This is a genomic window from Xenophilus sp. Marseille-Q4582, from assembly GCF_916700565.1.
Classification (GTDB): Bacteria; Pseudomonadota; Gammaproteobacteria; order Burkholderiales; family Burkholderiaceae_C; genus Xenophilus.
Window position 1 is genome coordinate 412,674 of record NZ_CAKAKO010000002.1, and the last position, 14,178, is coordinate 426,851.

The window sequence follows — 14,178 nt, forward strand, 5'->3', positions numbered from 1 at the left end:
CTGGCCCTGCCCATCGCACAATCCCCGCATGCTCGGCCAATTGCACGACCCCATCGCCGCCATCGCCACGGCGCCCGGACGCGGGGCCGTGGGCATCGTGCGCGTGTCCGGCGCGGGGCTGGCGCCGCTCGTGCAGGCGCTGTGCGGCCGCAGCCTGCGCCCGCGCGAGGCCACGTACCTGCCCTTTGCCGACGGCCAGGGCGGTGCGCTCGACCAGGGGCTGGCGCTGTTCTTTCCGGCGCCCCATTCCTTCACCGGCGAAGACGTGCTCGAACTGCAGGCGCACGGCGGCCCGGTGCTGCTCGAGCTGCTGCTCGCGCGCTGCCTGGCGGCGGCCGCCGAGCCCGACCCGGCCACCGGTCGTCCGCGCCTGCCCGGCCTGCGCGTGGCGCGGCCCGGCGAGTTCAGCGAGCGGGCCTTTCGCAACGGCAAGATGGACCTCACGCAGGCCGAGGCCATTGCCGACCTGATCGACGCCAGCACCGAGGCCGCGGCGCGCAGTGCCAGCCGCTCCCTGGGCGGCGCCTTCTCGCGCGAGATCGGCACGCTGCGCGAGGCGCTGATCCACCTGCGCATGCTGGTGGAAGCGACGCTGGATTTCCCCGAGGAAGACATCGATTTCCTCCAGCAGGCCGACGCGGCCGGGCAGCTGGAGCGGCTGCAGGCGCAACTGGTCGCCGTGCGGCAGCGCGCGCGCCAGGGCGCCCTGCTGCGCGAAGGCATCAAGGTCGTGATCGCGGGCCAGCCCAACGCGGGCAAGAGCTCGCTGCTCAATGCGCTGGCCGGCGCCGAGCTGGCCATCGTCAGCAGCGTGGCCGGCACCACGCGCGACGTGGTGGCGCAGACCATCCAGATCCAGGGCGTGCCGCTGCACGTCGTGGACACGGCAGGTTTGCGCAGCAGCAGCGACGAGGTGGAGCAGATCGGCATCGCCCGCGCCTGGGGCCAGATCGAGCAGGCCGACGCGCTGCTGTTCCTGCACGACCTCACGCGCGCGGGCGAGCCGGCCTACCGCACCGCCGACGCGGCCATCCGCGAGGAAATGCTGGCGCGCCTGCCGGCCGCCGTGCCCGTGCTGGACGTCTGGAACAAGTCCGACGCGGCGGCCGCGCCGCAGGCCGGTCTGCCCGGCGAGGCCTTTCGGCTGTCCGCCCGCACCGGCGAGGGGATCGAGACGCTGCGCCAGCGCCTGCTGGAGATCGCGGGCTGGCAGGCGCTGCCCGAAGGCGTGTTCCTGGCGCGCGCGCGCCATGTGCAGGCCCTGCAGCAGATGGGCGAGCACCTGCAGCAGGCCCAGGCGCTGCTGGCGCAGCGGATGCCCGCGCTGGACCTGCTGGCCGAGGAACTGCGGCTGGCCCAGGGCGCGCTCAACGCCATCACGGGCGAGTTCGACGCCGAAGCTTTGCTGGGCGTGATTTTTTCCCGCTTCTGTATTGGAAAGTAGCCCAAACCCACGAACAATGCGCCGCCGAAGGAGGTTCCCTCCTGCGGCCGTCCGCCCGACACGGCGGGCCTCCATCGAGCGAGAACCACAGACATGTCATCTCCCATCCAGGCCTTTTGCGACGCCGTGGCGCAGAACACCAGCGACGACGCGTTCGCCCCCGCGCTGCAGCCCGCGCAGTGGGAGGTCCTGGGCACCTACCTGCAATTCGTCGAACTGCCCGCCGGCCAGACCCTCATCAACGAGGGCGCGCAGGACCGCACGCTGTACTTCGTGGAATCGGGCTCGCTGAGCGTGCACCGGCTCAGCAGCAGCGGGCAGGTCCAGCTGGCTTTGGTGAACGCGGGCTCCGTGATCGGTGAAGGCGCCTTCTTCTCCCGCCTGCCGCGCGCCGCCACGGTGACCAGCGCCACGGCCAGCCGCCTGTGGCGCCTGACGCCCCTGCGCTTCGGCGAGATGGCCAACCGCCAGCCCAGCGTGGCGCTGGAGCTGACGCTGGCCCTCGGCCTGGTGATGGCTCGCCGGCTGCGGCACAAGGTGCGGCGCGTCGCGGTGACCTGAGCCGGCCGTCTGCCGGGTTCCGCTCGCTGGCGCGTCCTGCCGGCCGAGCCGGCGGCCGTCCCCCGTCGGGGCTGTCGTCCCCCGCACCTAGAAGTAACAACGCTTGCAGGGGCAACACAATCGCGTGGCCCTGCGCTAGGATGTTACAAAGCGTGTTTCGAGGTGCGTGGATGGCTGTGGTGTGCGCGGCGTGCGGGGCAGAGAATCGTGACGCGGCCAAGTTCTGCCGCGGCTGCGGTGCACGCCTGGGCGGGCCTGCCGCCGCGCAGGACCCGGCCTCCTGGGCCCGGACCCAGCCTTCGGACCTGCCCGAAGAGCGCACGGTGCTGATGAAGCCGGCCGCCCAACCGAGCGGCCCGCCTGCGGCCGCGCCCGTGGCGCCGGCCCCAGCCGCGCAGGCGCCGGGCGTTGCTCCCCCTGCCGCGCCGCGCCGTGGCCTGTTCATCGGCGGCCTGCTGGTGGCCGTGATCCTCGCGGCGGGCGTGGCCTGGGGCGTGCTCGGCGGCCGCAACGCGGCAGCGCCTGCTGCCCCGACAGGGCCGGCGGCCGCACCGCCGGTCGTGCCGGAGCCGGCACCCGTGGCGGGGTCGGCGCCCGCGTCCGCGCCGGCGGAATCTCCTCCCGTGCCCCCGGCCCCGACGCCGGCCGAGCCGCCGGCTGCCGCACCGGCCGAGGCCGCGCCGCCGCCCGTGCCCGCCCCCGCACCGGCGCCCGCTGCACAGCGGCCCCGCCCCGCGCGCCAGACGGCCCCGCCTGCGGCCGTGCCGGCCGAAGCGGCGCCCGCTCCCGCCGCACCCGCACCGCCGCCGGTCGCTGCGCCGGCCCCGCCGCCGCCTGCCAGCCCGGAACAGGCCTGCGCCCACCTGGGCTTCATCGCGCGTTCGCGCTGCCTGGCCGCCGAATGCGCCAAGCCCTCGCAGGCGCGGCATCCCCAGTGCGAAGCCGTTCGCCAGCAGCAACAGCTGGAAGAGCGCATCCGCAATCCCGACGGCGGAGCCTGACGGCCGCCTCTTCCCGCCGCCCGCCATGCGCTGCGCCGCCTGCTCCGCCCTGCTGCCGGACACGGCGCGCGTGTGCTCGCAATGCGGCGCGACGGTCTACCCCTCGGAACGCATGACGCTGCTCAGCGAACTGGGCAGAGACCTGGATGCGCGGGCGCAGCCGCCCCGGCTGCGCGGCGGTGGCTGGTGGCTGGGCCTGCTGGGGGCGGCGCTGCTGATGGCGGGGGCCGCCTGGGCCTGGTGGGAAGAGGAGCGGCTGCAGGTGACGCCCGAGGCGCTGCGCCATGCCGTCGAGAGCACGGTCGCGCGCGGGGGCGGCCCAGGCACCGATCCGGTCTGCGTCGCCAATGGCCTGCCCTACGACCACGACCGCGTGCACGTGCAGCGCAACAACGAGGCGACGCTGGCCTGGATGGAGGCGCTGGTGCGCGTCGGCCTCTATGCGGCCGAGCCGGACGCCGTCGCGCAGGCCAAGGACGGCTCGCCCGTGCAGGTCTACCGGCCGCTGCCCGCGCTGGAGGGCTGGGGCGGGGAGCGCCGCCTGTGCATGGCGCGGGCGGTGCGGCTGCAGGCGGTGCGCAACCTGGGGCCGGTGCAGTCGATGCGCTTTCGCGGCGAGGCCTACAAGGGCGTGGCGGCGGACGTCGTGTGGGTCCCGCAGGAGCCGGCGCCCTGGCTGGCTTCTCCCGCGATGGGGCCGGTGCTGGCCACGCAGTGGCCGTCCTGGCGCGGCGCGCGCTGGACGCAGACGGCCGAAGGCTGGACGCTGGTGCAGCGCCGCCACTTCTTCCTGCACGGGGGGCAGTGGCTCACCAGCGAAAGCCTGGAGCGCATCCACGATCTGCCGCCGCGCACGTCCCCACCGCTTTGAGGGGGGCGGCCGCGCCCTAGAATTCCGCCGATGAGTTCTACGGCCTTCGACCCCGACGTGCTGCTGGCGCGCGCGCGCGCCACTTTCGACATCGAGGCTGCGGCCGTGCTGGGCCTGAAGGCGCGGCTGGGCCCGTCCTTCACCGACGCCGTGCGCCGCATCCTCGACGTGCGCGGACGCGTGGTCGTCATGGGCATGGGCAAGAGCGGCCATGTGGGCCGCAAGATCGCCGCCACGCTCGCTTCCACCGGCACCCCGGCCATGTTCGTCCACCCGGCCGAGGCCAGCCACGGCGACCTGGGCATGATCAAGGCGGTGGACATCGTGCTGGCCATCTCCAACAGCGGTGAAAGCGACGAGCTGGCCGCCATCCTGCCCGTGGTCAAGCGCCAGGGCGTGCCGCTGATCGCCATGACCGGCGGCGCCCAGTCGATGCTCGCGCGCCATGCCGACCTGGTGCTGGACAGCGGCGTGGAGAAGGAGGCCTGCCCGTTGAACCTGGCGCCCACCGCCAGCACCACGGCGCAGATGGCGCTGGGCGATGCGCTCGCGGTCGCGCTGCTCGAAGCGCGCGGCTTCGGCGCCGAGGATTTCGCGCGCTCGCACCCGGGGGGGGCGCTCGGGCGCAAGCTGCTCACGCACGTGAGCGACGTGATGCGCGCCGGCGACGCCGTGCCGCGCGTGGCGCCGAACGTGGGCATCAGCGAACTGATGCGCGCCATGAGCCGCGGCGGCTTCGGCGCCGCCGCCATCGTCAATCCGCAGGGCCGCGCCACGGGCATCTTCACCGACGGCGACCTGCGCCGCCTGATCGAGGCCGGCGCCGACCTGCGCACGCCGACCGCCGCCGAAGTCATGCACGCCGGCCCGCGCACCATCCGCGCCGATGCGCTGGCCGTGGAAGCGGCCGAACTCATGGAGCAGCACGGCATCACGCGGCTGTTCGTGGTCGACGGCGAGGGCCGGCTCGTGGGCGCGCTCAACACCACCGACCTGATGCGGGCCAAGGTCATCTGATGGGCGGCCCCTCGTTCGTGCCGCCGCCGTCCCCGGCCTTGCCGGCGCAGCGGTTCGCGCCGGAAGTCCTGCTGGCGGCCCAGGACCTGCGGATCGCCTTCTTCGACGTCGACGGGGTGCTGACCGATGGCGGCGTGTACTTCAGCGAGGCGGGCGAGACGCTCAAGCGCTTTTCCATCCTCGATGGCTACGGCCTGCAACTGCTGCGCCGCGCGGGCATCACGCCGGCGGTGATCACGGGGCGGGATTCGAAGCCGCTGCGCGTGCGCCTCGAAGCGCTGGGCGTCGAGCATGTGCGCTACGGCATCACCGACAAGCTGCCCGCCGCGCAGGCCATCCTGCAAGCCCTGGGGCTGGACTGGCACCAGGCCGCGGCCATGGGCGACGACTGGCCCGACCTGCCGCTGCTGCGCCGCGTGCGATTCGCGGTCGCGCCGGCCAATGCGCATGTGGAAGTGCGCGCCGTCGCCCACCATGTGACCACGGCGCTGGGCGGCGCCGGCGCGGCGCGCGAATGCTGCGACCTGCTGCTGATGGCGGGGGGCCACTACCGCCGCCTGCTGGACGACGTGCACGGAGGCGCCGCATGAGCGCCGCGGCCACGCTGGCGCCGCTGCGCGGCTGGTCCTGGCGCAGGGCGCTGGACCGCCTGAGCCTGTATCTGCCCATCATCCTGACCGGCGCGCTGGCGCTGGGCACCTACTGGCTGGTGCGCAACGCCCCGCGGCTGGCCGAGCCCGTGGCCGCGCAGGCGCCCACGCACGAGCCCGATTTCTTCATGCGCGACTTCACGGTGAAGAACTTCCTGCCCAACGGCAACCTGCGCAGTGAACTCAGCGGCAAGGAGGGGCGCCACTACCCCGACACCGACACGCTGGAAGTGGACCAGGTGCGCGTGCGCTCCGTGTCGCCCGAAGGCCTGGTGACGCATGCCACGGCCGACCGCGGCCTGTCCAATGGCGACGGCAGCGAGATCCAGCTGTTCGGCAATGCGGTGGTGGTGCGCGATGCCGCCACGCTGCCCAACGGGCGCTTCATGCCGCGGCTGGAGTTCCGCGGCGAATTCCTGCACGCCTTCGTGAACACGGAACGCGTGCGGTCGCACCTGCCGGTGACCCTCACGCGCGGCAGCGACCAGTTCACGGCCGATTCCATGGACTACGACAACCTCGAAGGCGTCGCCCACCTGCGCGGCCGCGTGCGCGGGCAGATCGCGCCGTCGGCGGCCCCCGCGGCGCATCCGCGCTGAGCGCCCCCTCGCAGGAGGTCATTCGGCATGAGCCCACCCCTGGCCTTCATCACCGGCGCGTCCAGCGGCATCGGCCAGGCCCTCGCCGCCCGTTATGCGCAAGCCGGCTGGCGGCTGGCCCTGGTGGCCAGGCGCACCGAGGAAATGCAGGCCTGGGCCGCCGGCCTGCGGCTGGACGAAAGCCGCTGCCGGATCTATGGCGCCGATGTGGCGCAGATCGACAGCATCGTGGCGGCCGGGCAGCGCTGCCTGGCCGAGTCCGGTGTGCCCGACGTGGTGATCGCCAACGCGGGCATCAGCATCGGCATGGACACGCGCGAGCGCGCCGACCTGGACGTGATGGCCCAGACCTTCGCGCTCAACAACACGGGCCTGGCCGCCACCTTCCATCCCTTCGTGGCGCCGATGGTCCAGCGCGGCAGCGGGCGCCTGGTCGGCATCGCCAGCGTCGCATCGGTGCGCGGGCTGCCCGGCCACGGCGCCTATTGCGCCAGCAAGGCCGGTGTCGTGGCCTATTGCGAGAGCCTGCGTACCGAGCTGCACGGCAGCGGCGTGCGCGTCGTGACCCTGTGCCCGGGCTACATCGACACGCCGCTGACGCGAGGCAACCGCTATGGCATGCCCTTCCTGATGCAGCCCGAGGCGTTCGCCGACCGGGCTTTCCAGGCCATCGAAGCGGGCGCCAGCTACCGCGTGATCCCGTGGCAGATGGGATGGGTGGCGCGGCTGCTGCGCTGGGTGCCGAACGCCGTGTTCGACCGCGCCGTGCAGGGGCGCGGGCGCAAGAAGCGGCGCGGCGAGCACTGAGAAGCTGTGAACGAATCCGACATGCCCGCTCATCCCGCCAAAACGCCCGCACTCTTCGTTGCAAATGCTCGCCATAGCCCGAGCTATGGCTGCGCTTTGCGCCTCGATTGCGAACGTTTTGACGCTCTGCTCGGTCACGCCGAATTCATTCACACCTTCTGAGGGCCGGCCTTGCGCGCGGCACCCTGTGGCGCGTAATGGGCCCGCAGCGGTCTGCAGCGCGTGAAGGCAGGCCGGAGCCCCCAAGCCGCCCCATCCGCCTGTTCGGCGGCTCCTCCCCAACAAAAAAAGGCCCCGAAGGGCCTCTTTTCCGAGCCGAAGCTCGCGGTGAGCGTGGGTCAGTAGCTGCCGCCGCCGTAGCCGCCGCCGCCACCACCGTAACCCCGCCGCCGCCGCCGCCGCCGTAGCCACCGCCACGGTTGCCGCCACCGCCGCGCGGGCCGGTGCCATAGGGGCTGCGGAAGCCGCCGTCATTGCCGCCACCGCTGCGACCACCGCCGCCGTAGCCGCCACCGCCGCTGCGGCCGCCACCGCCGTAGCCGCCACCACCACCACCACCGTAGCCGCCGCCACCGTAGCCGCCGCCACCGCCGCCATAGCCACCGGTGCGGGGCGGGCGCGGTTCCATCGGGCGCGCTTCATTGACCACGACATTACGGCCGCCCAGCGACTGGCCGTTCATGCCCTCGATGGCAGCTTGCGCCTCTGCGTCGCTGCCCATTTCGACGAAGCCGAAGCCCTTGGAGCGACCGGTCTCGCGCTCCATCATGACCTTGGCGCTGGCGACAGCACCAAATTGGCTGAACGCCTGTTCCAGATCACCGTCGCGCACCGAATAAGGCAGGTTGCCGACGTACAGTTTGTTGCCCATCAAGGGACTCCTATGAACACAGAGAAAAAGCGATGGAGTCCCGAGAGCAGGACCTGGTGGGCAGGCCCGGCGAAACTGTCCGATCACCGATGACTGCAGGCATTTTTTCCGCCTACAGGCCCGACCATTATGGGTGATTTGCTTCTTTTGCAAGTAGGAATTTGCCCGCGGCTTGTCAAGCCGTCCGAATTTACTTGATGTGTGCGCTTGCTCACTCTGCATGCCCTACCACAAAAGGACAAGGGTTTGCCTCAAGAGGGTGCATCCCCGGAAAAAAGAAGGCATCGCACGCACCGGAATTGCGCCTTACGGGCGCGCAGGTGTCCTGATTTTTCGACGCGCCAAGCGGGGACACCGGCGGGCCCCGCCGAAGCCTGCGGCCCGTGCGGGCTCGGGCGCCGGAACGCGGAATCGGAGGCAGACGGCCGAGCGGAACGTCATGGGCGCACGCGCCGCGTCCCGGCGGCGGCGCCTATACTTGGGCCACGCGCCGATTTGCTCCAGCTTGCGGGCGCTTCACAAATGCAGCTAAAGACGGACGCGGACATGACATGACCCGGCTCGTTTTTGGCGAGGCCGGGTTTTCTTTGCGCCATGTCCTTTGATGTCACTCCCCAGTCGATGCGCTTCGAGGCGCCGCTGACCTTGCGCAGCGGGGCGTCGATCCGCGATTACGCGCTGGCCTACGAAACCTACGGCGAACTCAACGCCGACCGCAGCAACGCCGTGCTGGTATGTCATGCGCTCAACGCCTCGCACCACGTGGCCGGGCGCTATGCGGGCCAGCCCAAGTCCGAAGGCTGGTGGGACAACATGATCGGGCCGGGCAAGTCGCTGGACACCGACCGCTTCTTCGTCATCGGCATCAACAACCTCGGCTCCTGCTTCGGCTCCACGGGGCCGATGCACGTGAACCCCGACACCGGCCGCGTCTACGGCGCCGACTTCCCGGTCGTGACGGTGGAGGACTGGGTGGACGCGCAGGCCCGCCTGCTCGATGCGCTGGGCATCGACACGCTGGCCGCCGTGATGGGCGGCAGCCTGGGCGGCATGCAGGCGCTGTCGTGGACACTGCAGTACCCCGAGCGCGTGCGCCATGCGGCCGTGATCGCGAGCGCGCCCAACCTCAACGCCGAGAACATCGCGTTCAACGAAGTCGCGCGCCGCGCCATCGTCACCGACCCCGATTTCCACGGCGGCCATTTCTATGAACATGGCGTGGTGCCGCGCCGCGGCCTGCGCATCGCGCGCATGATCGGCCACATCACCTACCTCAGCGACGACGTGATGAACGAGAAGTTCGGGCGCCAGCTGAGAAACGGCCCGGCGATCCATTACTCCACGCAGGACGTGGAATTCCAGATCGAAAGCTACCTGCGCTACCAGGGCGACAAGTTCAGCGAGTACTTCGACGCCAACACCTACCTGCTGATCACGCGCGCGCTCGACTATTTCGATCCGGCCGGCACCTTCGGCGGCGATCTGCGCGCCGCGCTGGCCCGCGCCACGGCCAAGTTCCTGCTCGTGAGCTTCTCCACCGACTGGCGCTTCTCGCCCGCGCGCAGCCGCGAGATCGTCAAGGCCCTGCTCGACAACCGCCGCAGCGTGAGCTACGCCGAGATCGATGCGCCGCACGGCCACGATGCCTTCCTGCTCGACGACAGCCGCTACCTGGGCGTGGTGCGGGCCTGGTTCGATGGCATCGCGGCCGAACTGGAGGAGGTGCGCGCATGAGCGACTTCGACCTGCAGAGCGCCATCGTGCGCCTGGTGCCCGAAGGCGCGCGCGTGCTCGACCTGGGCTGCGGCGACGGCGCCCTGCTCGAGCGGCTGCAGCGCGAGCGCGGCTGCTCGGGCTACGGCGTGGAGATCGCCGACGGCAACGTGCTGCAGTGCGTGCGCCGCGGCGTTGACGTGATCCAGCTCAACCTCGACGAAGGCCTGTCGATGTTCGAGGACGCGAGCTTCGACGTGGTGCTGCAGATCGACACGCTGCAGCACCTGCGCAATGCCGAAGTCATGCTGCGCGAAACCGCGCGTGTGGGCCGCTTCGGCATCGTCGCCTTCCCGAACTTCGCGCACTGGCCCAACCGCGTGAGCATCGCGCGCGGGCGCATGCCGGTCACGCGCCGCCTGCCCTACCAGTGGTACGACACGCCCAACATCCGCGTCGGCACCTTCAAGGACTTCGAGGTGCTGGCGCGCAAGAACCGGCTGCGCGTGCTCGACGCCTTCGGCGTGCATGTCGGCCGCGAGGTGCGCTGGCTGCCCAACGCGCGCGCGAGCACGGCGGTGTTCCGCTTCGAGCGGGAATGAGTGGCAGGCCGCGTCGATGCCCGCGCCGTCCTCGATCCGCTGAGTCCCATGCCCTTCACCCTGGCCGCGCCGGCGCATGCCGAACTGCTGGTGCGCAAGAGCCGCTTCCTGGCTTGCGTGCAGCCGGTGGGCGGCCGTGCCGAGGCGCAGGCGATCGTCGCCGCGCTGCGCACGCAGCACCCCGCAGCAGCCCATGTGTGCTGGGCGCTGATGGCCGGCGGCCAGTCCGCGGCGGTGGACGACGGCGAGCCCAGCGGCACCGCCGGCCGGCCCATGCTGGAGGTGCTGCGCCATCACGACCTGGAAGGCGCGCTGGCGACCGTGGTGCGCTACTTCGGCGGCGTGAAGCTGGGCGCGGGCGGCCTGGTGCGCGCCTACACCGACAGCGTGGCGCAGGCCCTGCGCATCGCCGTGCTGGTGCCGCTGCAGCGGCGCGTCCCGATGGCCTGCACCGTGCCCTATGCCTTCGAAGGCCTGGTGCGGCGCGAACTGGCCGCCGTGCAGGGCGTGCTCGGCGAAGTGCGCCATGGCGCGGGGGTCGAACTGCGCTTCGAGGTGCTGCAGGCGCAGGCGGACGAACTGAAGGTTCGCATCGACAACGGCACCCAGGGGCGGGCGGCCTGGATTTTGGTTACCGATCTTGCGCAATGAAGTGTGACCGGCCGGCATGCTTCCCTACGATGCAACGTTTTCCGAGGAGCTCCCATTGGCATCGCAATCCCCCTTCTTTGGCAAGCGCAGCAGCACTGACGACAGCCTGAACTCCCGCCCCGCTCCGCTGGTGGGCGGCGGCACCAGCCTCACCGGCTCGCCCGTGAGCCCGTCCTCCCTCGCCACGGCTGCGCCCGTGAGCGCGCCGGTCAAGGAAGGCGGCAGCAAGCTCACCGTCGGCCCCAACATCAAGCTCAAGGGCGTGGAAATCACCGACTGCGACACGCTCGTGGTCGAAGGCATCGTCGAAGCGACGATGGACTCGCGCGTGATCCAGATCGCCGAGCAGGGCTCCTTCAAGGGTTCGGTGGCCATCGACATCGCCGAGATCCGCGGCCTGTTCGACGGCGACCTCACGGCGCGCGAGAAGCTGGTGATCCATTCCACCGGCAAGGTCACGGGCAAGATCCGCTACGGCAAGATCGTGATCGAGGAAGGCGGCCAGCTGTCGGGCGAGGTCAGCGTGGGCACCGACAAGGGCGACAGCAGCAGCGCCGGCAAGCTGCAGGCCGCGGCCTGAGGGTCGCGCCTCGCCGAGGCGCGTGGCCCTGGTTTCTCAGGGGGCGGCAGGCTTCGGTGACCAGCCCAGCCGCTCGAGCAAGGCCCGGGCCGCCGCCGGGGCCTTTTCCTTGGCGCCGTTGATGAAATAGACGAAGGTCGGCCGCTGCGCCGCCCACTGCGCCGCGCGTGCGGCCCAGTCGTCCAGCGCCGGCGGCGCATAGCCGGCCGGCTCCGTGGCCGAGGCCCGCATCAGCCGCGCATAGGCGATCGTTCCCTCGGGCTCCTCGAAGGAGGGGAACTGCTGCGCGTCGGTGAACACCGTGGACACGCCATGCTTGCGCGCCAGCGCCTGGTAGGCCGGCACGATGAAGCTGGCATGCCGCACGTCCATCACATGCTGCAGCGTGCGCGAGCCCGCCTTCCTGGGCAGCAGTTCGAGGAAGGCCTCGAAATCCTCGGCGTCGAAGGCCTTGGTGGGCATGAACTGCCACACGATGGGGCCGAGCTTGGCGCCCAGCTCTTCCACGCCGCTGTCGATGAAGCGGCTGATCGATTCGCCGGCCGTGGCCAGCACCTTGCGGTTGGTGCTGAAGCGGCTGGCCTTGAGCGAGAAGACGAAGCCCTCGGGCGTCTCGTCGCGCCACTTGGCGAAGGTGGCCGGCTTGAAGGTGCTGTAGTAGGTGCCGTTGACCTCAATGGCCGTGAGCCGCCGGCTCGCATGCTGCAGCTCCTTGGCATGCGCCAGCCCGGGCGGGTAGAAGGTGCCGCGCCAGGGCTCGTAGGTCCAGCCGCCGATGCCCACGCGCACCGCAGGTGCGTGGGCCCGGGCCGGTGCGGCGTGCGCCAGGTCGTCCGCCGCGAGCGCGGGCGCCGAAGCCGCCTTGCGCGGCCGCTCGGGCGCGGCCTTGCGCGCGGCGACGGACTTCGACGGGGCAGGGCGCTTCGGGGCAGGACTCACGGCGGACGCTCCAGGATGTAACACCCCACTCTACGCGCCCGCGCCCGAAGGCGCAAAATGTCCGCACGCCTGGTTCCTTCCTTCGTGCGGAGATCCCCACCGATGAACGCCCCCCTGCACCGCGAAATGCCCGCCGCCCTGCTTGATGCCGAACGCACCCTGGCCGATGTCACGGCCCAGTGGGACCGTGACATCGTGCGCCAGCTCACCGACTACATCGCCATCCCGGCCAAGTCGCCGGGCTTCGACGCCGACTGGGCCGCGCATGGCCACCTCGAGACCGTGCTCCGCAATGCCGCGCAATGGGTCGAGGCGCAGAAAGTCGAAGGCCTGAAGCTGGAGATCGTGCGGCTGGAAGGCCGCACGCCGGTGCTCTTCTTCGAGGTGCCGGCCAGCGGCACGACCCTGACCGACACCGTGCTGATGTACGGCCACCTGGACAAGCAGCCCGAGTTCACGGGCTGGCGCAACGACCTCGGCCCCTGGACGCCCAAGTACGAGGACGGCAAGCTCTATGGCCGCGGCGGCGCCGACGACGGCTACGCGGTCTACGCCAGCCTGGCGGCCGTGCAGGCGCTCAAGGCGCAGGGCGCGGCGCATCCGCGCATCGTCGGCCTGATCGAGACCTGCGAAGAGTCCGGCTCCTACGATCTGCTGCCCTATGTGGACGCGCTGCGTCCGCGCCTGGGCAACGTGGCGCTCGTGATCTGCCTGGACTCGGGCGCGGGCAACTACGACCAGCTGTGGCTCACGACCTCGCTGCGCGGGCTGGCCGGCGGCACGCTGAAGGTGGAGATCCTCACCGAAGGCATCCATTCCGGCGACGCCTCGGGCCTGGTGCCGTCGAGCTTCCGCATCATGCGGCAGGTGCTGGACCGGCTCGAGGACAGCAAGACGGGCCGCCTGCTGCCCGCCAGCTTCCACTGCGAAGTGCCGGCCGACCGGCTGGCCCAGGCGCGCGCCACGGCCGCCATCCTGGGCGACGAGGTCTACAAGCGCTTTCCCTGGGCGCATTACGACTGCGGCGGCGCCACCACCTTCGCGCTGCCCACCACCACCGATCCGGTGGAGGCGCTGCTCAACCGCACCTGGAAGCCGACGCTCAGCGTGACGGGGGCCGAGGGCTTCCCGGCGCTCAAGGACGCCGGCAACGTGCTGCGCCCCTACACGGCCTTCAAGCTCTCGCTGCGCCTGCCGCCCCTGGTGGACGCGGCTTCGGTCATGGCCGAACTCAAGACGCTGCTGGAAGACAACGCGCCCTACCAGGCCAGGATCACCTTCGACGGCAGCGGCGCCGCCACGGGCTGGAATGCGCCGGCGATGGTGCCGTGGTTCGAGAACGCGCTGAACGCCGCCAGCCAGGCGCATTTCGGCGCGCCCTGCGGCTACATCGGCCAGGGCGGCACCATTCCGCTGATGAACATGCTGAGCGCGGGCTTCCCGACGGCGCAGATGATGGTGTGCGGCGTGCTGGGGCCCAAGAGCAATGCGCACGGGCCCAACGAGTTCCTGCATGTGCCCTATGCCAAGAAGCTCACGGCGGCCGTGGCCGAAGTGATCGCGGCGCTGCCCGCGGCATCGCAGGATGCCCAGGCGGCCTGAAGCTCAGCGCCAAAAAAACAAAAACCGGGCCTGCGGGCCCGGCGGGCGCCCCCGCTGCCGGTGCCCCTTCTTCAAGAGGCCCGGCAGGCTCCCCGGGGGCGCTGGCCGCGGGCGCATGCGGCATCGCATGCCGCCTCCTTCCTTCCCTCCCTGCATGCTTGCGCCGGGCCATCGCGTTGCCGGTCCACAGACGGCCGGGGCGCGGGCGCAAGCTGCTGGCCGCGTGTGACAGTGGGCGGATTGTTCTGCAGGGCCGCGCGCACAGCCAGG

General features: G+C 71.3%; 15 protein-coding genes and 2 pseudogenes. 15 read left to right on the plus strand and 2 right to left on the minus strand.

The features are described from left to right. Window positions 1-28 precede the first annotated feature (28 nt). The 10 genes and pseudogenes from mnmE (at window position 29) to LG388_RS07255 (ending at window position 7,112) form a co-directional block, all read left to right on the plus strand. Complete coding sequence (gene mnmE, locus LG388_RS07210; RefSeq protein ID WP_225782183.1) at window positions 29-1,444, plus strand: tRNA uridine-5-carboxymethylaminomethyl(34) synthesis GTPase MnmE; 1,416 nt, start codon at window positions 29-31, stop codon at window positions 1,442-1,444. A 93-nt stretch (window positions 1,445-1,537) separates the two neighbouring features. Next, window positions 1,538-2,005 (plus strand): Crp/Fnr family transcriptional regulator, encoded by a 468-nt coding sequence (locus LG388_RS07215; protein WP_225782184.1) that lies wholly within the window; start codon window positions 1,538-1,540, stop codon window positions 2,003-2,005. A 170-nt stretch (window positions 2,006-2,175) separates the two neighbouring features. Next, window positions 2,176-2,247 (plus strand): annotated as a pseudogene (locus LG388_RS26785) (zinc-ribbon domain-containing protein); the annotation flags it as partial. Window positions 2,248-2,328: 81 nt separating this feature from the next. Beyond that, window positions 2,329-3,006: a hypothetical protein gene (locus LG388_RS07225; RefSeq protein WP_225782782.1), complete on the plus strand. Its 678-nt coding sequence runs from the start codon at window positions 2,329-2,331 to the stop codon at window positions 3,004-3,006. 25 nt (window positions 3,007-3,031) lie between these two features. Continuing rightward, entirely contained in the window at window positions 3,032-3,877 is an 846-nt protein-coding gene (locus LG388_RS07230; RefSeq protein ID WP_225782185.1) for a hypothetical protein, read from the plus strand. Window positions 3,878-3,907: 30 nt separating this feature from the next. Then, window positions 3,908-4,894 carry an SIS domain-containing protein gene (locus LG388_RS07235; RefSeq protein WP_225782186.1) on the plus strand — a complete coding sequence of 329 codons (987 nt, stop codon included), beginning with the start codon at window positions 3,908-3,910 and terminating at the stop codon, window positions 4,892-4,894. After that, window positions 4,894-5,484 carry an HAD family hydrolase gene (locus LG388_RS07240; protein WP_225782187.1) on the plus strand — a complete coding sequence of 197 codons (591 nt, stop codon included), beginning with the start codon at window positions 4,894-4,896 and terminating at the stop codon, window positions 5,482-5,484. The genes LG388_RS07235 and LG388_RS07240 overlap by 1 nt, the downstream gene beginning before the upstream one ends. Beyond that, on the plus strand, window positions 5,481-6,143 hold the full coding sequence (gene lptC, locus LG388_RS07245) for an LPS export ABC transporter periplasmic protein LptC (RefSeq protein WP_225782188.1): 663 nt from the start codon (window positions 5,481-5,483) through the stop codon (window positions 6,141-6,143). Before LG388_RS07240 ends, lptC begins: the two co-directional genes overlap by 4 nt. A 27-nt stretch (window positions 6,144-6,170) precedes the next feature. Beyond that, window positions 6,171-6,950, plus strand: a complete 780-nt coding sequence (locus LG388_RS07250; protein WP_225782189.1) for an SDR family oxidoreductase — start codon at window positions 6,171-6,173, stop codon at window positions 6,948-6,950. A 6-nt stretch (window positions 6,951-6,956) separates the two neighbouring features. Then, window positions 6,957-7,112 (plus strand): hypothetical protein, encoded by a 156-nt coding sequence (locus LG388_RS07255; protein WP_225782190.1) that lies wholly within the window; start codon window positions 6,957-6,959, stop codon window positions 7,110-7,112. A 217-nt stretch (window positions 7,113-7,329) separates the two neighbouring features. On the opposite strand, the pseudogene LG388_RS07260 reads toward LG388_RS07255, so the two are convergent. Further along, window positions 7,330-7,821, minus strand: a pseudogene (locus LG388_RS07260) (RNA recognition motif domain-containing protein); the annotation flags it as partial. A gap of 594 nt (window positions 7,822-8,415) precedes the next feature. On the opposite strand from LG388_RS07260, the gene LG388_RS07265 reads away from it, so the two are divergent. Genes LG388_RS07265 through LG388_RS07280 form a run of 4 tightly spaced genes read left to right on the plus strand, consistent with a single transcriptional unit; the run spans window position 8,416 to window position 11,367 of the window. Continuing rightward, window positions 8,416-9,555, plus strand: coding sequence for a homoserine O-acetyltransferase (locus tag LG388_RS07265; protein ID WP_225782191.1), 1,140 nt, complete (start codon window positions 8,416-8,418; stop codon window positions 9,553-9,555). Then, window positions 9,552-10,136, plus strand: coding sequence for a methionine biosynthesis protein MetW (metW, locus tag LG388_RS07270; RefSeq protein ID WP_225782192.1), 585 nt, complete (start codon window positions 9,552-9,554; stop codon window positions 10,134-10,136). The genes LG388_RS07265 and metW overlap by 4 nt, the downstream gene beginning before the upstream one ends. Window positions 10,137-10,184: 48 nt before the next feature. After that, window positions 10,185-10,787, plus strand: coding sequence for a YigZ family protein (locus LG388_RS07275; RefSeq protein WP_225782193.1), 603 nt, complete (start codon window positions 10,185-10,187; stop codon window positions 10,785-10,787). A 55-nt stretch (window positions 10,788-10,842) separates the two neighbouring features. Next, window positions 10,843-11,367, plus strand: coding sequence for a polymer-forming cytoskeletal protein (locus LG388_RS07280; protein ID WP_225782194.1), 525 nt, complete (start codon window positions 10,843-10,845; stop codon window positions 11,365-11,367). A 36-nt stretch (window positions 11,368-11,403) separates the two neighbouring features. Here LG388_RS07280 and LG388_RS07285 read toward each other — a convergent pair whose 3' ends face one another. After that, window positions 11,404-12,195 (minus strand): DUF72 domain-containing protein, encoded by a 792-nt coding sequence (locus LG388_RS07285; RefSeq protein WP_225782751.1) that lies wholly within the window; start codon window positions 12,193-12,195, stop codon window positions 11,404-11,406. Between the two features lie 213 nt (window positions 12,196-12,408). On the opposite strand from LG388_RS07285, the gene LG388_RS07290 reads away from it, so the two are divergent. Next, window positions 12,409-13,908: a M20 family metallopeptidase gene (locus tag LG388_RS07290; protein WP_225782195.1), complete on the plus strand. Its 1,500-nt coding sequence runs from the start codon at window positions 12,409-12,411 to the stop codon at window positions 13,906-13,908. The last annotated feature ends 270 nt before the right edge of the window (window positions 13,909-14,178 follow it).